Annotated in this window: 16 protein-coding genes; 10 read left to right on the top strand and 6 right to left on the bottom strand. The window is 59.8% G+C overall.

Features of this window, described 5'->3' with window-relative positions:
- Window positions 1-449 precede the first annotated feature (449 nt).
- Window positions 450-2,363, top strand: coding sequence for a bifunctional 5-dehydro-2-deoxygluconokinase/5-dehydro-2-deoxyphosphogluconate aldolase (locus tag ACQUTP_RS19930; RefSeq protein WP_069734328.1), 1,914 nt, complete (start codon window positions 450-452; stop codon window positions 2,361-2,363).
- A 151-nt stretch (window positions 2,364-2,514) separates the two neighbouring features.
- Window positions 2,515-3,372 carry a MurR/RpiR family transcriptional regulator gene (locus ACQUTP_RS19925; RefSeq protein ID WP_004206536.1) on the top strand — a complete coding sequence of 286 codons (858 nt, stop codon included), beginning with the start codon at window positions 2,515-2,517 and terminating at the stop codon, window positions 3,370-3,372.
- Between the two features lie 865 nt (window positions 3,373-4,237).
- Here the strand turns inward: ACQUTP_RS19925 and iolB are convergent.
- Together iolB and ACQUTP_RS19915 are read right to left on the bottom strand one after the other, a co-directional pair.
- Window positions 4,238-5,047 (bottom strand): 5-deoxy-glucuronate isomerase, encoded by an 810-nt coding sequence (iolB, locus tag ACQUTP_RS19920; protein ID WP_023291777.1) that lies wholly within the window; start codon window positions 5,045-5,047, stop codon window positions 4,238-4,240.
- 18 nt (window positions 5,048-5,065) lie between these two features.
- A complete protein-coding gene (locus ACQUTP_RS19915) occupies window positions 5,066-6,571 on the bottom strand; it encodes a CoA-acylating methylmalonate-semialdehyde dehydrogenase (RefSeq protein WP_004146794.1) in 1,506 nt (501 codons plus the stop codon).
- Between the two features lie 351 nt (window positions 6,572-6,922).
- Between ACQUTP_RS19915 and ACQUTP_RS19910 the strand changes: the two genes are divergently transcribed.
- Window positions 6,923-7,744 carry a TIM barrel protein gene (locus ACQUTP_RS19910; protein WP_023319606.1) on the top strand — a complete coding sequence of 274 codons (822 nt, stop codon included), beginning with the start codon at window positions 6,923-6,925 and terminating at the stop codon, window positions 7,742-7,744.
- 97 nt (window positions 7,745-7,841) lie between these two features.
- On the top strand, window positions 7,842-9,344 hold the full coding sequence (locus ACQUTP_RS19905; RefSeq protein WP_048322798.1) for a helicase HerA-like C-terminal domain-containing protein: 1,503 nt from the start codon (window positions 7,842-7,844) through the stop codon (window positions 9,342-9,344).
- Between the two features lie 49 nt (window positions 9,345-9,393).
- Here ACQUTP_RS19905 and lptG read toward each other — a convergent pair whose 3' ends face one another.
- Both lptG and lptF read right to left on the bottom strand, forming a co-directional pair.
- Window positions 9,394-10,476 (bottom strand): LPS export ABC transporter permease LptG, encoded by a 1,083-nt coding sequence (gene lptG, locus ACQUTP_RS19900; protein WP_002886956.1) that lies wholly within the window; start codon window positions 10,474-10,476, stop codon window positions 9,394-9,396.
- Window positions 10,476-11,573: an LPS export ABC transporter permease LptF gene (gene lptF, locus ACQUTP_RS19895; protein ID WP_012969078.1), complete on the bottom strand. Its 1,098-nt coding sequence runs from the start codon at window positions 11,571-11,573 to the stop codon at window positions 10,476-10,478. Before lptF ends, lptG begins: the two co-directional genes overlap by 1 nt.
- A gap of 389 nt (window positions 11,574-11,962) precedes the next feature.
- On the opposite strand from lptF, the gene pepA reads away from it, so the two are divergent.
- The 4 genes from pepA to ACQUTP_RS19875 all read left to right on the top strand — a co-directional run bounded on the left by pepA (window position 11,963) and on the right by ACQUTP_RS19875 (window position 17,517).
- Complete coding sequence (pepA, locus tag ACQUTP_RS19890) at window positions 11,963-13,474, top strand: leucyl aminopeptidase (RefSeq protein WP_004206531.1); 1,512 nt, start codon at window positions 11,963-11,965, stop codon at window positions 13,472-13,474.
- A 121-nt stretch (window positions 13,475-13,595) separates the two neighbouring features.
- Window positions 13,596-14,039, top strand: a complete 444-nt coding sequence (gene holC / locus ACQUTP_RS19885; RefSeq protein ID WP_004206530.1) for a DNA polymerase III subunit chi — start codon at window positions 13,596-13,598, stop codon at window positions 14,037-14,039.
- Window positions 14,039-16,894, top strand: a complete 2,856-nt coding sequence (locus ACQUTP_RS19880; RefSeq protein WP_004206529.1) for a valine--tRNA ligase — start codon at window positions 14,039-14,041, stop codon at window positions 16,892-16,894. The genes holC and ACQUTP_RS19880 overlap by 1 nt, the downstream gene beginning before the upstream one ends.
- Before the next feature lie 119 nt (window positions 16,895-17,013).
- Window positions 17,014-17,517, top strand: a complete 504-nt coding sequence (locus tag ACQUTP_RS19875; protein ID WP_017900565.1) for a GNAT family N-acetyltransferase — start codon at window positions 17,014-17,016, stop codon at window positions 17,515-17,517.
- Between the two features lie 283 nt (window positions 17,518-17,800).
- Here the strand turns inward: ACQUTP_RS19875 and miaE are convergent, their stop codons facing one another.
- Entirely contained in the window at window positions 17,801-18,565 is a 765-nt protein-coding gene (gene miaE, locus ACQUTP_RS19870) for a tRNA isopentenyl-2-thiomethyl-A-37 hydroxylase MiaE (RefSeq protein WP_004206526.1), read from the bottom strand.
- 58 nt (window positions 18,566-18,623) lie between these two features.
- The gene (gene rraB, locus ACQUTP_RS19865; RefSeq protein WP_004206524.1) at window positions 18,624-19,046 is read right to left on the bottom strand and encodes a ribonuclease E inhibitor RraB; all 423 of its coding nucleotides are present in this window, start codon (window positions 19,044-19,046) and stop codon (window positions 18,624-18,626) included.
- A gap of 98 nt (window positions 19,047-19,144) precedes the next feature.
- On the opposite strand from rraB, the gene argL reads away from it, so the two are divergent.
- Window positions 19,145-19,240, top strand: a complete 96-nt coding sequence (argL, locus tag ACQUTP_RS19860) for a putative translational regulatory protein ArgL (RefSeq protein WP_370736902.1) — start codon at window positions 19,145-19,147, stop codon at window positions 19,238-19,240.
- The gene (argF, locus tag ACQUTP_RS19855) at window positions 19,210-20,214 is read left to right on the top strand and encodes an ornithine carbamoyltransferase (RefSeq protein ID WP_032456908.1); all 1,005 of its coding nucleotides are present in this window, start codon (window positions 19,210-19,212) and stop codon (window positions 20,212-20,214) included. The genes argL and argF overlap by 31 nt, the downstream gene beginning before the upstream one ends.
- The last annotated feature ends 34 nt before the right edge of the window (window positions 20,215-20,248 follow it).

Raw genomic sequence — 20,248 nt, 5'->3', positions numbered from 1 at the left:
GGCCGTCGTTCACGTCACTGGAATACCTGTGGATTATAGGCAAACATTTTTTTCATTAAATACAAATACAGAAGAAATATTTCATTTTGCGAGAAGGATCAAACTCTCTACCCATTTCATACGTTTCACTTACATTCCTGACACGTTTTCGGGCCCTTTTTTGCCGCAGCACACGACAATATCCCCTTAAAAATCATAGGTAAATGGCTGTCGTGTGGCGTTTCATTTTCTCCCGGGTCAACAGTGGGGACGATCCGCGCTCGCGCGAGGCTCAGTGCGGCAGAGTGGTAGATCCCTCACACTTTTGGTTTTTTAATTTCGAACGAGTTTGCAAATGAAATATTTATTTCTCAAACTAAGGGTAACCAATAACCCTCAGGCTGTTCACGGAGTCAACGTCGGGATCCCGACCCTTCCAGGCAGCAGACACCAAAAAGGAAATCCTAGCTATGAATGCAGCAGTAAAGCGGCTCGACGTCATCTGTATAGGTCGGGTGGCCGTCGACCTCTATGCCCAGCAGATCGGTTCGCGGCTAGAAGACGTTGCCAGTTTCGCGAAATATCTGGGCGGCTCCTCCGGCAACGTGGCCTTTGGCACCGCGATTCAGGGGCTGAAATCGGCCATGCTGGCGCGCGTTGGCGATGAACACAACGGCCGTTTCCTGCGCGAAACGCTCAACCGCGCCGGGGTGGATACTGAGTATCTGATTACCGACAAATCCCGCCTGACCGCGCTGGTGATGCTGGGGATAAAGGATCAGGAGACTTTCCCTCTGATTTTCTACCGCGATAACTGCGCCGATATGGCCTTAACGCCTGACGACATCAGCGAGGAGTATATTGCCTCCTCCCGGGCGCTGGCGGTGACCGGCACCCATCTGTCGCATGCCAACACCCGCGCCGCGGTGCTGAAGGCGCTGGAGTACGCCCGCCGTCACGGCCTGCGTACCGCGCTGGATATCGATTACCGTCCGGTGCTGTGGGGACTCACCTCGCTCGGCGATGGCGAAACCCGTTTCATTGAGTCCGGGCCGGTCACCAGCCAGCTGCAGGAAGTGCTGCATCTGTTCGATTTGGTGGTGGGAACCGAAGAAGAGTTTCATATTGCCGGGGGCAGCACCGATACCCTGACCGCGCTCAAAAATGTGCGCCATGCCACCAAAGCCACCCTCGTCTGCAAGCGCGGGCCGATGGGCTGCGTGGTGCTGGAAGGCGACATCCCGGACAGCTGGGACCAGGTGCCGCTGCAGCAGGGCGTGCGCGTGGAGGTGCTCAACGTGCTGGGCGCCGGAGATGCCTTTATGTCTGGCCTGCTGCGCGGCTGGCTTAACGACGAGGGCTGGGAGCAGGCTTGCCGTTATGCCAACGCCTGCGGGGCGCTGGTGGTCTCCCGCCACGGCTGTGCGCCAGCGATGCCGACCAAAGTCGAACTCGATGACTACCTGCAGCGCGCCGAATCGGTGCCGCGCCCGGACGTCGACGAGCGCCTCAACCACCTGCACCGGGTGACCAGCCGCCGCCAGCAGTGGCCGGAGCTGTGCATTTTCGCCTTCGACCATCGCAAACAGCTGGCCGATCTGGCGCGGGAGACCGGGCGCGATGAAGCCTGCATTCCGCAGCTCAAGCTGCTGTTGTTGGCCGCGGCCGAAGCGGCGGCGCAGGAGGCGGGCCTTGACCAGCGCAGCGGTATTCTGGCCGACGGCACCTACGGCCAGCGTGCGCTGAACGCCATTACCGGCAAGGGCTGGTGGATCGGGCGCCCTATCGAACTGCCCAGCTCGCGGCCGCTGCGTCTGGAGCATGGCAACATCGGCTCGCAGCTGATCGACTGGCCGCTGGAGCATGTCGTCAAATGTCTGGTCTTCTATCACCCGGACGACCCGGCGGCGCTGCGTGCAGAGCAGGACGCCCTGCTGCTCGAGGTGTGGCAGGCCTGTAACAAGTCAGGCCATGAATTGCTGCTGGAGGTGATCCTGCCGGAAAATGGCCCGGACAAAGACGAGCGCCATTACCACACCATGCTGGAACACTTCTATCAGCTGGGGATCAAGCCGGACTGGTGGAAGCTGCCGCCGCTCTCCAGCGCCAGCTGGCAGCAGATCACCGCCCTTATCGAGCGCGAAGATCCGTGGAGCCGCGGGATCCTGATCCTCGGTCTCGACGCGCCTTCCGACAAACTGCGCGCCGGTTTTGCCGAGGCGGCCGCACACCCGATGATCAAAGGTTTCGCCGTCGGGCGCACCATCTTTGGCCAGCCGTCGCGGCGCTGGATGCAGGGTGAGCTCAGCGATGAGGCGCTGATAGAGGAAGTGAAACGCAACTACCTGACGCTTATTGGCTACTGGCGCGAAGCCCGCCGCTGATCCCCCGACGCCCGTCTCCGTCACCTTGCGGAGCGGGCGTTTTTCTGTTTCTTCGTGAAATGAATCGCGTATTTCGTCGCAATAAATGAAAAATTCGCTTCATTTGGTACACTGGAAGCCATATTCCTTCCATTTTCTCAGAGCGCACTCTATGGCCAATAACCCAACACAGCTGACCATCCTGCAGGATGAAATCAGGCGTCGCTACGATACGTTAAGCAAACGCCTGAAACAGGTCGCCCGCTATATCCTTGATAACAGCAATAGCGTGGCTTTCGATACCGTGGCCTCCATTGCGCAACAGGCGGACGTTCCCCCTTCCACGTTGATTCGTTTTGCCAACGCCTTCGGCTTCAGCGGCTTTAACGAAATGAAACAGATGTTCAAGCAGCATTTGATGGAAGAGACCGCCAACTATACCGAGCGCGCCCGTCTGTTCCGCCAGACCACCAGCGATGAGTCCAGCCCGCCGGAAACGCCGACGGAAATTCTCAATATGTTCACGATGGTGAACAACCAGGCGCTGCAGCAGCTGGCGATGCAGACCTCCAGCGATGAGCTGGAGCGCGCGGTGGCCCTGCTGGGCGAGGCGGAAAATATCTACGTCATTGGCCTGCGCCGGTCGTTCAGCGTCGCCTCCTATCTGACCTATGCGCTGCGCCACCTCGATCGCAAAGCCTTTCTGATCGACGGCCTCGGCGGCATGTTCACCGAGCAGCTGAGTCTGGTCGGCCCGAAAGACGTGGTGGTGGCGGTGAGCTTCTCGCCGTACGCCCGGGAAGTGGTCGAGCTGGTGGAGCTGGGCGCGCAGCGCAAAGCGCGGCAGATCGCCATTACCGACAGCCAGGTCAGCCCGCTGGCGGCCTTCAGCGATGTCTGCTTTGTGGTGCGGGAAGCGCAGGTGGATGGCTTCCGCTCGCAGGTTGCTTCCCTGTGCCTGGCCCAGACGCTGGCGGTGTCGCTGGCGCTGAACAGCAGTCAGGAGTCTGAGGCCAAGCAGAAGGCGTGAAATAAGCCGCCTGGCGTTAGTTGCCCGGCGGAGTTGTATAAGCCTGCGGGAGGCGCCAGTAGGCCGGGCAAGGCATTTATGCCGCCATCCGACACAAAGACGGGTATGGCGTCGGAGGTGTCCTGCCCGGCGGCGCTGCGCTTGCCGGGCCTGGGATATGTGCGCCTGCGGGATGCCGTAGAGACTGTTATCGGTTTGCAACTTTCCCGGCCAGACAATGCGTTTATTACGTGTAACTTCAGCGAAATTTGCGCTCCCGGTTAATCGTCTGCGTTATGCCTGGCATGGCGCAGGGAGCGCACAGGGGGCGGCCAGTCGCCGCCGCCCCCTGTACCCCCGGGCTCCGGCCAGCAAAATCGCCGCTGCGCGGTCCCTTCGACTTATCCCTGCAGGCTTCGGGTCGGGCCGAGGCAGCGTCCGTGCAAAACACGGCCCTCAGCCCGCATCCATGCGGGCTGCCCCGGCCTTCCGGGAACGTCTCAGCGATTTTGAGGCCGTCAGCACCGGCAGTTTCAGTCGCGCAAGTGGGTAAATCAGGGACAGGTCGCAGGGACCCTGTAGGCCGGGCCAGGCACAGCCGCCACCCGACAACATCCCAGGTATCGAGTCTGATATCTTGTCCGGCGGCGCTGCGCTTGCCGGGCGTGGGGTATATGGGCTCAGGAGAGGATCCTGTAGGCCGGATAAGCGTAGCGCCATCCGGCACAGTCACGGGTACGGTGCCTGACGGCCCGGCAACGCTGCGCTTGCCGGGCCAGGGAGTGGGATTCCGCGGAGCCTTTCGCTAAAAAACACCCGCAGCCTCAAACAACAAGGCCGGTTAGCATCGCTAACCGGCCTTTTTTATCGGCGTCTACGCGTCACGTTAGTCGTGACGCGGATACTCCGGCGTGTTGATCCAGGCGTGGTCCTCTTCCCAGGTGAACAGCCATTTCCGATCCGGTCCGGCCATGACGTTCAGATAGTAGCTGTCGTAACCGGCAATCGCCGCCACCGGATGGTAACCGCGCGGCACCATCACCACATCGTGGTTATAGGGCGCCATACAGGCGTCCAGGCTGCGGTCGTCGGTGTAGACCCGCTGGAAGGCAAAGCCCTGCGGCGGATCGAAGCGGTGATAGTAGGTCTCTTCCAGTTGCGTTTCTTTGCCCGGCTGGGCGGTATCGTGCTTATGCGACGGCCACGAGCTGGTGGCCCCTTCGTCGGTGTAGACTTCCACCACCAGCAGGCAATCCGCCTCGGCGCTGTCCGGCAGAATATTATGCACCCGACGCTGGTTGCGCCCTTTCCCACGATGCTCGACGCCGACGTCTTCCGGCCGAATAAGGCGTGCCGGGAAGCTGCCTTTGCCCGGCGCGCTACACACCGCCAGCTCCAGATCGGAATCGGCGGTCACCTCGACCCGATCCTGCGGCGGCACGTACACCGACCACGGCGGGGTGCGTTCAAACGGCGACATCCGTTTACCGAGATTCGGGAAATCGGCCTGCTGCGTTTTCACCGACGCCAGGCCGGCAACCAGCACCAGGCACAGCTCGCGGTCGCCGCTCTCCAGCGTCACGGTCTGCCCTTTTTTCAACATCCAGACATCAAAGCCGATATAGCGCCAACCGGCGCTTTGCGGCGTAATATGCTGGATCTGTCCCTCTTTTCGCGATTTAGCCAGTAACGACATGGCGCTCTCCTTCGCCGATTAACCTAACGTCGGCATGCTGAATTCAGATACGGTCTGCTGCCCTGCCGGCCAGCGTACGGTGGCGGTCTTCATGCGTGTGTAGAAGCGCACGCCGTCCGGCCCGTGAACGTTCAGCGCCCCGAACACTGAGCGCTTCCAGCCGCCAAAGCTGTGGAACGCCATCGGCACCGGGACCGGCACGTTCACCCCAACCATCCCCGCCTGCACGTCGTGGACGAATTCACGCGCGGTGTGGCCGTTGCTGGTGAAGACGGCGCTGCCGTTGCCAAACTCGTGGCTGTTGACCAGTTCGAGGGCGCTGTCATAGTCCGCCGCGCGCACAATCCCCAGCACCGGGCCAAAGATCTCTTCGCGCCAGATGGTCATCTCCGGGGTGACGTGATCGAACAGGGTGCCGCCGACATAATAGCCCGCGTCGTAACCCGGCACGCGCAGTTTGCGGCCATCGACCACCAGTTTTGCCCCTTCGCTTTCGCCTTTATCAATATAGCCGAGGACTTTTTTCTGGTGAGTATCAGAAACCACCGGCCCCATCTCGTTCTCTTCCTGGCCGCGCATACAGCCCGGGCCCACTTTCAGCGCCTCCACCAACGGCTTCAGGCGGGCGATCAGTTTGTCGGCGGTTTCATCTCCCACCGCGACCACCACCGGCAGCGCCATGCAGCGCTCGCCTGCGGAACCGAAGGCGCCGCCCATAATGGCGTTAACGGTGGCGTCAAGATCGGCATCCGGCATCACTATCGCGTGGTTTTTGGCGGCGCCAAAGGCTTGCACGCGCTTGCCGTGGGCGCTGGCGGTCTTATAGATATACTCCGCCACGCCGGAGGAGCCAACGAAGCTCACTGCCGCAATGCGCGGGTCAGTGTACAGCTGCTCGGCATCTTCATTGCTGCAGTGCACGACGTTAAACACGCCGTCCGGCAGACCAGCCTCTTTCAGCAGCTCTGCCAGACGCACGGCGGCCGTCGGCGCCAGCGCCGGCGGTTTGAGGACGAAGCTGTTGCCGCAGGCCAGCGCCAGCGGGAACATCCACATCGGCACCATCGCCGGGAAGTTGAACGGGGTGATCCCGGCCACCACGCCCAGCGGCTGCATCAGCGAATAGCTGTCGACGCCGGTGCCGACGTCAGAAGAGTATTCACCTTTAATCAGGTGCGGGATCCCGCAGGCGAATTCGACCACTTCCATGCCGCGGGTCAGCTCGCCCAGCGCATCCGACCACACTTTGCCGTGCTCGCTGACGATGATCCCCGCCAGCTCTTCCACGTGCTGCTCCAGCAGCATTTTGAAGTTGAACAGCACGCGGGCGCGGCGCAGCGGCGTGGTACGGGACCAGCTGTCAAACGCATCGCGAGCAACCTGAATCGCCTCAGAGACTTCCTGCGCGGTCGATACCGTGACTTCGCGCACCGCTTTGCCCGTCGCCGGATCGTACACCGGCATCGTTTCGTTGCTGCTGCTGATAACGGTTTTCCCGCCAATAAAGTTTCCTGTGATCGTCATGTTCTCGCCTCATAGTGAAGAGGGCCAGCGCACGCCGGCCCGTCGCTGATTCTGCTGTGCTATAACCGTAGTAAAATGAAATTTATATTTCAACATTGTTGTGAAATGAAATTTCATTTTGGTGATAACAGTCGCATTTTGCGCTCACGCATCGCTTACACGCTTCCCCCATCGAGCCGCGCCGCCTCGTGATGCCAGGCTCCCCGTCCCGGTCGCTCCCGCCGCGGCGGCCGGGAATATTTTGCGAGGCAGCTCAAACAATCATCATTTTCATTCTTGCTTATTTTGGAATAAACGTTTTGACTGTTAGCCAATTGAACGAACCTAACCCTCTTCCGTCAGGAGTGTCCCATGGCCATCGCAATGCAACGTTTTTGTATTAACCGCAAAATCGCGCCAGCGCTCAGCATTGAAGCGTTTTTCCGTCTGGTGAACCGTCTGGGCCTGAATAAAGTCGAGCTGCGCAACGATTTACCCAGCGGGAAGGTGACCGACGATTTAAGCCATCAGCAGGTGCGCGAGCTGGCGGCGCGTTATCACATCGAGATCCTGACGATTAACGCGGTCTATCCCTTTAACCGCCGTAGCGAAGAGGTGCGGCAGCTGACCGAGTCGCTGCTGAAAGAGGCTCAGGCCATCGGCGCCAAATCGCTGGTGCTCTGCCCGCTCAACGACGGCAGCGAGGTGCCGGCCAGCGACACCCTGGGCGCCCTGCGCGATCTGGCCCCGCTGTTCGCCTTCTACGGCATCCACGGCCTGGTGGAGCCGCTGGGCTTCCCGCAAAGCTCGCTGCGATCGGCGCACCAGGCGCAGACGCTGATCCATGACGCGCGCGTGCCGTTTAAGCTGCTGATCGACACCTTCCATCACCATCTCTACCCGCAGGCGGCGGACGAGTTCAGTCAGGTGGAGGTAGCGGACATCGGGCTGGTCCACCTTTCCGGAGTGGACGATACCCGTCCGCGCGAGCAGCTCACCGATGCCGAGCGCATCATGCTGACGCCGCAGGATCGTCTCGGCACCTGCGAGCAGGTTAAGGCCCTGGAAGCCCGCGGCTATCAGGGGATATACGCTTTTGAACCCTTCGCTCCCGAGCTGGCGCAGTGGAGCGAAGCGGATATCGAGCGCGAAATTGAGCAGAGCATCGCACTTATCCAACGCCACTGCGCCTGAGGCCTCTCGCGACAGCGTGCGCGGCGCGTGACGATTTCCCCAACGCCGGACGACGAGGTTGCCTATAATCGTCGCAGGATAAATGGAGGAATCGATCATGAGCTCACCCCTGTTGATTGCGCGCACGCTGGATAACGCGCTCTATTTGCTGCCCGCCATGGCCAACCGCCATGGGCTGATCACCGGTGCGACCGGCACCGGTAAAACCGTCACCCTGCAAAAGCTGGCTGAGTCGTTTTCGGAGATTGGCGTGCCGGTATTTATGGCGGACGTCAAGGGCGACCTGACCGGCATTGCCGCCGCGGGCCAGAGCTCAGAGAAACTGCAGGCGCGGCTGGAGAAGATCGGCGTCAGCGACTGGGAGCCGCACGCCAACCCGGTGGTGCTCTGGGATATCTTTGGCGAAAAGGGCCACCCGGTGCGGGCGACGGTCTCCGATCTTGGCCCCCTGCTGCTGGCGCGCCTGCTCAATCTCAATGAGGTGCAGAGCGGCGTGCTGAACATTATTTTCCGCATCGCGGACGACCGCGGCCTGCTGCTGCTCGACTTCAAAGACCTCCGCGCCATCACCCAGTTTATCGGCGACAACGCCAAATCTTTCCAGAATCAGTACGGCAATATCAGCAGCGCCTCGGTCGGCGCCATCCAGCGCGGGCTGTTGACCCTGGAGCAACAGGGCGCCGGGCACTTCTTCGGCGAGCCGATGCTGGATATTGCCGACTGGATGCGCGTCGATGCCAGTGGCAAAGGGGTGATCAATATCCTCAGCGCTGAAAAGCTCTACCAGATGCCGAAGCTCTACGCCGCCAGCCTGCTGTGGATGCTCTCCGAGCTGTACGAGCGCCTACCGGAGGCGGGCGATCTCGACAAGCCCAAACTGGTGTTCTTCTTCGATGAGGCGCATCTGCTGTTCAACGATGCGCCGCAGGTGCTGCTGGATAAAATCGAACAGGTGATCCGTCTTATCCGCTCCAAGGGCGTCGGCGTCTATTTTGTCTCGCAGAACCCGGCGGATATTCCCGACGCTGTGCTCGGCCAGTTGGGCAACCGTGTGCAGCACGCGCTGCGCGCCTTTACGCCGAAGGATCAGAAAGCGGTGAAAACCGCCGCCCAGACCATGCGCGCCAACCCGGCCTTCAGTACCGAACAGGCGATCCAGGAGCTGGGCACCGGCGAGGCGCTGATCTCCTTCCTCGATGAGAAAGGCAGTCCGTCGGTGGTCGAGCGGGCGATGGTTATCGCTCCCTGCTCGCGGATGGGGCCAGTCAGCGATGACGAGCGCAATGGCCTGCTGAATCACTCGCCGCTGTACGGCAAGTATGAAGAGGAGGTGGACCGCGAGTCGGCCTTCGAGATGCTGCAGCAAGGGGTGCAGGTCACTACCGAGCAGCAGTCGGCTCCGCCGGCGAAGGGTCAGCAGAGCGGAGAAGACGACGGGCTGCTCGGCGGCCTGAAAGATATCCTGTTCGGCAGCACCGGCCCGCGCGGCGGCAAACGCGACGGTATCGTGCAGACCGCGGCGAAAAGCGCAGTTCGCCAGGTCACCAATCAGATCGTCCGCGGCATGCTGGGCAGCCTGCTGGGCGGACGCAAGCGCTAAAAAAAAAGCCCCCTCATCAATGAGGGGGCTTAGGTTTCAGGCTTACCCGCTAGGCCTTACGCATCATCAGCCAGAGGCTTATCAGGAAGAAGCTGGCGCTTGGCAACAGCGCGCCGATGATCGGCGGTATGCCGTACACCAGGGTCAGCGGGCCGAAAATCTGATCCAGCACGTAGAAGATAAAGCCGAAGCTAATCCCCGTCACTACCCGGACGCCCATCGGCACGCTACGCAGCGGGCCAAAGATAAACGACAGCGCCATCAGCATCATCACCGCCACCGACAGCGGCTGGAAGATTTTGCTCCACATATTGAGCTGGTAGCGTCCCGGATCCTGACCGCTGGATTTCAGGTATTTCACATAGTTGTGCAGCCCGCTGATCGACAGCGCATCCGGATCCAGGGCAACCACGCCGAGCTTGTCCGGCGTCAGGTTGGTTTTCCAGGTACCGCTCACCATCTGCGACCCGGTCACCTGCTTCGGATCGGTCAGATCGGATTCATCCACCTGCGACAGGCGCCACACTTTATTCTCGCTATCGAATTTTGCCGAGGCGGCATAGCGCACCGACTGTAAACGACGCTCCGGGTTGAAGGCATAAATGCTGACGCCCCCCAGCTCATCGTTACCTTTCACCCGTTCGATATAGACAAAGTTATGGCCATCTTTCGCCCACAGCCCCTGCTGGGTGGAAAGTAGCGAACCGCCGTACATCTGCTGGGCGCGGTAGTTGCGCGCCATCTGTTCGCCCTGCGGCGCCACCCACTCGCCGATCGCCATGGTCAGCAGCACCAGCGGGATAGCGGTTTTCATCACCGCCAGCGCCACCTGCAGCCGGGTGAAACCGGACGCCTGCATCACCACCAGCTCGCTGCGCTGGGCCAGCATCCCCAGCCCCAGCAGCGCGCCAAGCAGCGCCGCCATTGGGAAGAAGATCTGGATGTCTTTCGGCACGCTGAGGATGGTATAGAGGCCGGCGCCCAGCGCGTCGTAACTGCCCTGCCCGGACTTTTTCAGCTGATCGACAAACTTGATAATGCCGGAGAGCGACACCAGCATGAACAGCGTCATCATGATGGTGTTGAAAATCGTCTTACCGATATAACGGTCAAGTACGCCAAACGCCTGCATCAGGCCGCTCCTTTATTAAAACGGGCGCGGAAGCGGCGCATCGGCACCGTGTCCCACAGGTTTAACAGCACCGCCAGCGCAAAATAGAGCAGGTTGATCGCCCACATCCAGATAGCCGGGTCCATTTTGCCTTTGCCGCCGTTCGACTTAATCGAGGTCTGCAGCAGGAAGAACACCAGGTAGAGCAGCATCGCCGGCAGCATCGACAGCACGCGGCCCTGGCGCGGGTTCACCACGCTGAGGGGCACCACCATCAGCGCCATAATGAAGACCGTCGCCACCAGCGTGAAGCGCCAGTGCAGTTCGGCGCGCGCGCGGTCGGTGTGGGTCTGCCACAGAGTGCGCATATCCATCTGTTCGGTGTCGTCCGGATCGGAGGTCACCGCCTGGTGGCCGATAATGGCCTGATAGTTATTGAAATCGGTAATGCGGAAATCGCGCAGCATCGCGGTGCCTTCAAAGCGGGTGCCCTTGTTGAGGGTCACCACCTGCGAACCGTCTTTCTGCTGCGACAGCTCGCCGGAATCCGCCACCACCACGGAAGGTCGCGCGTTGCCTTTCGGACGCAGCTGGGCAAGGAAGACGTCATGGAAGCGGTTGCCGTTGACGCTCTCGATAAACATCACCGCGTTACCATCGCTGGCCTGCTGGAACTGGCCCTGGGCCAGAGCGGCCATGCCGGGGTTAGCCTTGGCTTCCGCCAGCACTTCATCCTGATGGCGCGACGACCACGGCCCCGCCCACATCACGTTGACCGCCGCCACCGCGCCGGTGAACAGCGCGAGGATCATCGCCGCCTTGATCAGCACGGCTTTACTCAGGCCGCAGGCGTGCATCACCGTAATTTCGCTTTCGGTGTACAACTTGCCGAGGGTCATCAGCAGGCCAAGGAACAGACTTAACGGCAGGATAAGCTGCGCCATCTCCGGGATGCCGAGCCCCAACAGCGAGAGCACCAGATTGGTTGGGATATCGCCATCCACCGCAGCGCCGAGGATCCTGACTAATTTCTGACAAAAGAAAATCAGTAACAGGATGAATAGGATCGCCAACTGGCTTTTCAGCGTCTCACGAACCAGATATCTTATGATTATCACTATAAATACGCCCGTAAAAACCCGTTTTAGTGCAGGAAAATTGCTTGTTTCATGGCTTAAACGTCATTTATTCTCTTTGGTCGTCGAAAACGTCGCTAAGATTAAATGACTCATCGGTTCTGCATGTCAGGATCTTTTCTGACGAACCCAGGCCTTAATAACGTTAAGATTAACACGAAGTCACCGCAACAGCGGATATGAGTTACGAAAGCTTGCAATTATATACTCAATGGATTTCGAGTTGTAAGAAGGCAGCAGGGCTGTGGCCCCTGGCGCGCACAATGTGCCACGTCAGGGTAAGCAGGCGCAGCCGGCGCATCTGCAACTTGAAAGGCGACGAGTATAGCCGTAGCCACCACTGTTGTCTTTAAGATTCAGGAGCATAGTGCATGGAGTTCAGTGTAAAAAGCGGTAGCCCGGAGAAGCAGCGGAGCGCCTGTATCGTGGTCGGCGTCTTTGAACCACGTCGCCTCTCCCCCATCGCCGAACAACTCGATAAAATCAGCGACGGCTACATCAGCGCCCTGCTGCGTCGCGGCGAGCTGGAAGGCAAACCTGGCCAGACGTTATTGCTGCACCATGTGCCAAACATTCTGTCTGAGCGCATTCTGCTGATTGGCTGCGGCAAAGAGCGCGAACTGGATGAGCGTCAGTACAAGCAGGTCATCCAGAAAACCATCAATACCCTGAATGATACCGGTTCAATGGAGGCGGTCTGCTTCCTGACCGAGCTGCACGTCAAGGGCCGTAACAACTACTGGAAAGTTCGCCAGGCCGTTGAAACCGCCAAAGAGACGCTGTACAGCTTCGACCAGCTGAAGACCAACAAAAGCGAGCCGCGTCGCCCGCTGCGTAAAATGGTCTTTAACGTGCCGACCCGTCGCGAGCTGACCAGCGGCGAACGCGCCATTCAGCACGGGCTGGCGATCGCCGCCGGCATCAAAGCGGCGAAAGATCTCGGCAACATGCCGCCGAACATCTGTAACGCCGCCTATCTGGCCTCCCAGGCGCGCCAGCTGGCCGATACCTATAGCAAAAACGTTATCACCCGCGTGATCGGCGAACAGCAGATGCGCGAGCTGGGAATGAACGCCTACCTCGCCGTCGGCAACGGTTCGCAGAACGAGTCGCTGATGTCGGTTATCGAGTATAAAGGCAACCCGTCGGAAGACGCGCGCCCTATCGTGCTGGTCGGTAAAGGCCTGACCTTCGATTCCGGCGGTATCTCCATTAAGCCGGCCGAAGGCATGGACGAGATGAAGTACGACATGTGCGGCGCCGCGGCGGTGTACGGCGTGATGCGGATGGTTGCTGAGCTGCAGCTGCCGCTGAACGTGATCGGCGTGCTGGCGGGCTGTGAAAACATGCCTGGCGGTCGCGCGTATCGCCCGGGCGATGTTCTGACCACCATGTCCGGCCAGACGGTGGAAGTGCTGAACACCGACGCCGAAGGCCGCCTGGTGCTGTGCGACGTGCTGACCTACGTTGAGCGCTTCGAGCCGGAAGCGGTTATCGATGTCGCGACGCTGACCGGCGCCTGCGTGATTGCCCTCGGCCATCACATCACCGGCCTGATGTCGAACCATAACCCGCTGGCCCATGAGCTGATCGGCGCCTCTGAACTGGCGGGCGACCGCGCATGGCGTCTGCCGCTGGCCGACGAGTTCCAGGATCAGCTGGAATCCAACTTTGCCGATATGGCGAATATTGGCGGCCGTCCTGGCGGCGCGATCACCGCCGGCTGCTTCCTGTCGCGCTTCACCCGCAAGTACAACTGGGCGCACCTCGACATCGCCGGCACCGCCTGGCGTTCCGGTAAGGCCAAAGGCGCCACCGGTCGTCCGGTCGCGCTGCTGTCGCAGTTCCTGCTCAATCGCGCGGGTTTTAACGGCGAAGAGTGATTGCCGTCTGATGCCCGGTGGCGCTACGCTTACCGGGCCTACGGAAAGATGCCGTTTGTAAGCCGGGTAAGCGTAGCGCCGCCCGGCTTTACATTTAAATCCACAACAAGAAGCCCCATATATGAAAAACGCAACGTTCTATCTTCTGGACAACGAAGACACCGTCGATGGCCTGAGCGCCGTCGAGCAGCTGGTGTGTGACATTGCCGCAGAACGTTGGCGCAACGGCAAGCGCGTCCTGATCGCCTGTGAAGATGAGCAGCAGGCGATTCGTCTCGATGAGGCGCTGTGGTCGCGACCACCGGAGAGCTTTGTGCCGCACAATCTGGCGGGCGAAGGCCCGCGAGGCGGCGCGCCGGTAGAGATTGCCTGGCCGCAAAAGCGCAACAGCAGCCCGCGGGACATTCTGATCAGCCTGCGGCTTAACTTTGCAGATTTTGCCACCGCTTTCACAGAAGTGATAGACTTTGTCCCTTACGAAGAAAATCTGAAACAACTGGCGCGCGAACGCTATAAGGCGTACCGCATGGCTGGTTTCAACCTGAACACGGCAACCTGGAAATAATGGAAAAGACATACAACCCACAAGATATCGAACAGCCGCTTTACGAGCACTGGGAAAAGCAGGGCTATTTCAAACCGAATGGTGATGAAAGCCAGGAGAGCTTCTGCATCATGATCCCGCCGCCGAACGTCACCGGCAGTTTGCATATGGGTCATGCCTTCCAGCAAACCATCATGGATACCATGATTCGCTACCAGCGCATGCAGGGCAAAAACACCCTGTGGCAGGCGGGGACCGACCACGCGGGTATCGCTACCCAGATGGTGGTTGAGCGTAAGATTGCCGCTGAAGAAGGGAAAACCCGCCACGACTACGGCCGCGACGCCTTTATCGACAAAATCTGGCAGTGGAAAGCGGAATCCGGCGGCACCATTACCCGTCAGATGCGCCGTCTCGGCAACTCCGTGGACTGGGAGCGCGAGCGCTTCACCATGGACGAGGGGCTTTCCAATGCCGTGAAAGAAGTCTTTGTTCGCCTGTACAAAGAAGATCTGATCTACCGCGGTAAACGCCTGGTTAACTGGGACCCGAAACTGCGCACCGCCATTTCCGACCTCGAAGTGGAAAACCGCGAATCGAAAGGTTCGATGTGGCACATCCGCTACCCGCTGGCCGATGGCGCGAAAACCGCTGACGGTAAAGACTACCTGGTGGTCGCCACTACCCGTCCGGAAACCCTGCTGGGCGATACCGGCGTGGCCGTTAACCCGGAAGATCCGCGCTACAAAGATCTGATTGGCAAATTCGTGGTGCTGCCGCTGGTAAACCGCCGCATCCCGATCGTGGGCGACGAACACGCCGACATGGAGAAAGGCACCGGCTGCGTGAAGATCACCCCGGCGCACGACTTTAACGACTACGAAGTGGGTCGTCGTCACCAGCTGCCGATGATCAACATCCTGACCTTTGACGGCGACATCCGCGAAAGCGCGGAAGTGTACGACACCAAAGGCAATGAATCTGACGTCTACTCCAGCGAGATCCCGGCGGAGTTCCAGAAACTGGAACGCTTCGCGGCGCGTAAAGCCGTCGTTGCGGCGGTTGACGCCCTCGGCCTGCTGGAAGAGATCAAACCGCACGACCTGACCGTCCCTTACGGCGACCGCGGCGGCGTGGTTATCGAACCGATGCTGACCGACCAGTGGTACGTGCGCGCGGACGTGCTGGCCAAGCCGGCGGTGGAAGCCGTTGAAAACGGCGACATCCAGTTCGTGCCGAAGCAGTACGAAAACATGTACTTCTCCTGGATGCGCGATATTCAGGACTGGTGTATCTCCCGTCAGCTGTGGTGGGGTCACCGCATTCCGGCATGGTATGACAACGACGGCAATGTCTACGTGGGCCGTAGCGAAGACGAAGTGCGTCAGGAAAACAACCTGAGCGCCGACGTTGCGCTGCGTCAGGACGAAGACGTTCTCGATACCTGGTTCTCCTCCGCGCTGTGGACCTTCTCCACCCTCGGCTGGCCGGAAAACACCGACGCCCTGCGTCAGTTCCACCCAACCAGCGTGATGGTGTCCGGCTTCGACATCATCTTCTTCTGGATCGCCCGCATGATCATGATGACCATGCACTTCATCAAAGATGAAAACGGTAAACCGCAGGTTCCGTTTAAGACCGTCTACATGACTGGTCTGATCCGCGATGACGAAGGCCAGAAGATGTCCAAATCCAAGGGTAACGTTATTGACCCGCTGGATATGGTTGACGGCATCACCCTGCCGGAGCTGCTGGAGAAACGTACCGGCAACATGATGCAGCCGCAGCTGGCGGAGAAAATCCGTAAGCGCACCGAGAAACAGTTCCCGAACGGCATCGAGCCGCACGGCACCGACGCCCTGCGCTTCACCCTGGCGGCGCTGGCCTCTACCGGCCGCGACATCAACTGGGATATGAAGCGTCTGGAAGGTTACCGTAACTTCTGTAACAAGCTGTGGAACGCCAGCCGCTTTGTGCTGATGAACACCGAAGATCAGGATTGCGGCTTCAACGGCGGCGAGATGGTGCTCTCCCTGGCCGACCGCTGGATCCTTGCGGAATTCAACCACACCGTCAAAGCGTATCGCGAAGCGCTGGATAACTTCCGCTTCGATATCGCCGCCGGCATCCTGTATGAGTTCACCTGGAACCAGTTCTGCGACTGGTACCTGGAACTGACCAAGCCGGTCATGAACGGCGGCAGCGAAGCGGAGCTGCGCGGCACTCGCCATACGCTGGTGACTGTGCTGGAAGGTCTGCTGCGCCTGGCGCATCCGATCATTCCGTTCATCACCGAGACCATCTGGCTGCGCGTGAAGGTCATCTGCGGGATCACCGCCGACACCATCATGCTGCAGCCGTTCCCGCAGTACGATGCCTCTCAGGTGGACGACGCGGCGCTGGCCGACACCGAATGGCTGAAGCAGGCGATCGTCGCCGTGCGTAACATCCGTGCGGAAATGAACATCGCTCCGGGCAAACCGCTGGAACTGCTGCTGCGCGGCTGCAGCAAAGAGGCCGAGCGTCGCGTGAACGACAACCGCAGCTTCCTGCTGAATCTGGCGCGTCTGGAAAGCATTACCGTGCTGCCTGCCGAGGATAAAGGTCCGGTCTCGGTGACCAAGATCGTCGACGGCGCCGAACTGCTGATCCCGATGGCGGGCCTCATCAACAAAGAAGATGAGCTGGCGCGTCTGGCGAAAGAAGTGGCCAAAATCGAAGGTGAAATTGGCCGCATCGAAAGCAAGCTGGCCAACGAAGGCTTTGTCGCCCGAGCGCCGGAAGCGGTGATCGCCAAAGAGCGCGAGAAGCTGGAAGGCTACGCGGAAGCGAAAGCGAAGCTGATTGAACAGCAGGCGGTGATCGCCGCGCTGTAACCCTCCCGCCCCTTGCCACCCGGCAAGGGGCGTTTTTATGAAACATCCTCGCTTGCGCTCTCCCCTGCCGCGATGTTATTAACATCATCATTCGTCTTTTTTGGGTAATGAGTCATTGTATGAATACGAGCGTCCCCGCGGCGACGTTGCTGCGTCGCATTACGGCGGCAGACAATCCCGCCATCGCCAGGGTCATCCGTCAGGTCTCCGCTGAATACGGCCTGACCGCCGATAAAGGCTATACGGTCGCCGACCCGAATCTCGATGAGCTGTATGAGCTGTACAGCCAGCCGGGCTCCGCCTACTGGGTGGTGGAGAAAGAGGGAGAAGTGGTGGGCGGCGGCGGCGTCGCGCCGCTCGCCTGCAGCGAGCCGGATATCTGCGAGCTGCAGAAAATGTATTTTATGACCAGCGCCCGCGGCCAGGGGCTGGCGAAGAAGCTGGCGCTGTTGGCGCTGGACTACGCCCGCGAGCAGGGCTTTAAACGCTGCTATCTGGAAACCACCGCCTTCCTGACGGAGGCGATCGGCTTATATGAGCATCTTGGCTTCGAACATATTGACGGTCCGCTGGGCTGCACCGGCCACGTGGACTGCGAAGTGCGGATGTTGAAAACGCTGTAGCGCCTCGATATCGCAGGCGTCCCCGGTAGCGCTACGCTTATCGGGGCGACAGTTCGGTAGCCCGGCTAAGCGCAGCGCGAGCCGGGGTATGTCCCGGATGGCACTGCTGGCACCTTACCCGTGCTCGCGGTGCCGTTTTTTTGTCGGGTGGCGGCTAACGCCTTACCCAACCTACGGCCCGTACTATTGCGAGCTGAAGCTCTCAACGCTATCTCTCTCCCCATGGCTAATGAAACTGCCGGTGTTAGTGGCTACCGGGGCTACAGGGGCCGAATAGCGTGGGCTACGCCGCCGCCGGCACGCCGCTGTGAAAGCGGAACTCGGCCTCCGGACGGAGGATCAGCGCCGCTTCCGCCTCGCCGAGCTGGCGTACCCGCTCGCTGATATCTTCTCCGGCAATCTTCTGCGCCAGATCCAGGTAGTCCTGATAGTGACGCGCTTCCGAGCGCAGCAGCGACAGATAGAACTTCTGCAGATCGTCGTCCAGCCACGGCGCCAGCGCCGCAAAGCGCTCGCAGGAGCGGGCCTCGATATAGGCGCCGCAGATGAGCTTATCGATCAGCATCACCGGCTCATGTGAGCGTACCTCCCGTCGCATGCCGCGGGCATAGTTGCTGGCGGTGATTTTGACGTAGGGGATATCGCGCGCCAGCATCATCTCCCGCACTTGCCAGAAGTGATGCAGCTCCTCTTTAATCAGCAAAATCATGCTGTCCAGCAGCTGACGGCCCCATGGGTCGTCGGTCTGCGGCATGGCGCTTTTGTTGATCCGCTTATGCAGAGCGACAAAATCCGGCTCCGGCCCCCGGCGGTAGGTGAAGTCTTCATACGGCTTCAGGCAGTCCAGAAGCTCATCGGCGTCGGCTTTATCCGCGACGTAGCGACGCACCAGCAGCATGGCGTTCTGCGCCGCTTTCAGTTCGCACACCATATGGTCGGTCAGCAGCAGCGGCAGGTTTTCCGGCTTGCGGGCTTCGTCAATCCACGCCTGCGGCGTCGGGCAGTGCAGGAAGTTGATAATCGGGGAGAGTATCTGCGGGTAATCCATGGAAGTTCCTTGCTATACGGCGGCTGGCGCCGCCGTATCCATCTACAACATCTGCGACTTAGTGACGAACGCCATCGTCGTCTTCATCGACAAAATCTTCGTCATCATCGCCGTCTTCTTCGCCGTTCGGGTCCTCATAGTAGGTGCCCCAACCGTCATACTCGACGTCAAATTTTTCTGCCAGCGTCATCAGCTGTTCCACCTGGGCATCGATCAGTTCTGCGTTCAGGGCGCATTCGCTCAGAATATCGCAGCAGATGACCACTTCACCCTCTTCCACTTCCAGCTCTTCGGGCTCGGTTACTTCGTAGCCCAGCTTAAAGGCTTCCACCGCCACTTTCTCCAGGGTTTCGAAATCGTCTGCAGAGAGGTGATGCTCAATCGTGTACAGTGCGTCCGGATCGCTGCCATCCTCCAGCAGCTCTTCGATAATCAGACGCGTCTCTTCACGCTGTTCTTCCAGGTGTTCCGGGTTTGCCATGGCTCGTTCCTCATAATGTGCGGCAGTTATCCCTATTGTCACATACCGCCGTCATTGCCTCCACTTCTCAGTGAAAGATTTCGATCACAGACTTGCAAATGAATATTCATACATATAAATTGAATTTTAATTCAATTAGTGGCCTATGCCAGGTGAGGGAACCATGTCTGCGTTTTACCAGAAGCATTTTTTAAAGTTACTCGATTTTACGCCTGCAGAAATCACCGCCCTGCTCGAGCTGGCGGCAAAGCTGAAAGCCGATAAGAAAAACGGTATCGAAGTCCAGAAACTGGCAGGGAAAAACATCGCGCTCATCTTCGAAAAAGACTCAACCCGTACACGATGCTCTTTCGAAGTTGCCGCATACGATCAGGGCGCCCGCGTGACCTACCTGGGGCCCAGCGGCAGCCAGATTGGCCATAAAGAGTCGATCAAGGACACCGCCCGTGTGCTCGGACGGATGTACGACGGCATTCAGTATCGCGGCCACGGCCAGGAAGTGGTGGAGACCCTGGCGCAATATGCCGGCGTGCCGGTATGGAACGGCCTCACCAACGAGTACCACCCTACCCAGCTGCTGGCGGACCTGCTGACCATGAAAGAGCACCTGCCGGGCAAAGCCTTTAACCAGATGACGCTGGTCTACGCCGGCGACGCGCGCAACAACATGGGCAATTCGATGCTGGAAGCCGCCGCGTTGACCGGTCTGGATCTGCGCCTGGTGGCGCCATCGGCCTGCTGGCCGGAGGCCGCGCTGGTGGAAACCTGTACCGCGTTGGCGAAACAGCAGGGCGGCAACATCACCCTGACGGAAGATATCGCCGCGGGGGTGAAAGGCGCCGATTTTATCTATACCGACGTCTGGGTCTCAATGGGCGAGGCGAAGGAAAAATGGGCCGAACGTATCGCCCTGCTGCGCGACTATCAGGTTAACAGCGCGATGCTGGCGCTGACCGGCAATCCGCAGGTCAAGTTCCTCCACTGCCTGCCGGCGTTCCATGACGACCAGACCACGCTGGGCAAACAGATGGCGGCCGATTACGGCCTGCACGGCGGCATGGAAGTGACTGACGAGGTGTTTGAGTCGGCGGCAAGCGTGGTCTTTGACCAGGCGGAAAACCGGATGCACACCATCAAAGCGGTGATGGTGGCGACGCTGAGCAAATAGTCCTTCGCTCGCCGTCAAATCCCGGATCGCTCGG

Origin of the sequence: Klebsiella sp. 2-CIP_Kleb. (assembly GCF_050378715.1) — a bacterium.
Taxonomy (GTDB): domain Bacteria; phylum Pseudomonadota; class Gammaproteobacteria; order Enterobacterales; family Enterobacteriaceae; genus Klebsiella; species Klebsiella quasipneumoniae.
Note: the sequence above shows the minus strand (reverse complement) of the source record. Positions and strands in the feature narration are given on the sequence as shown.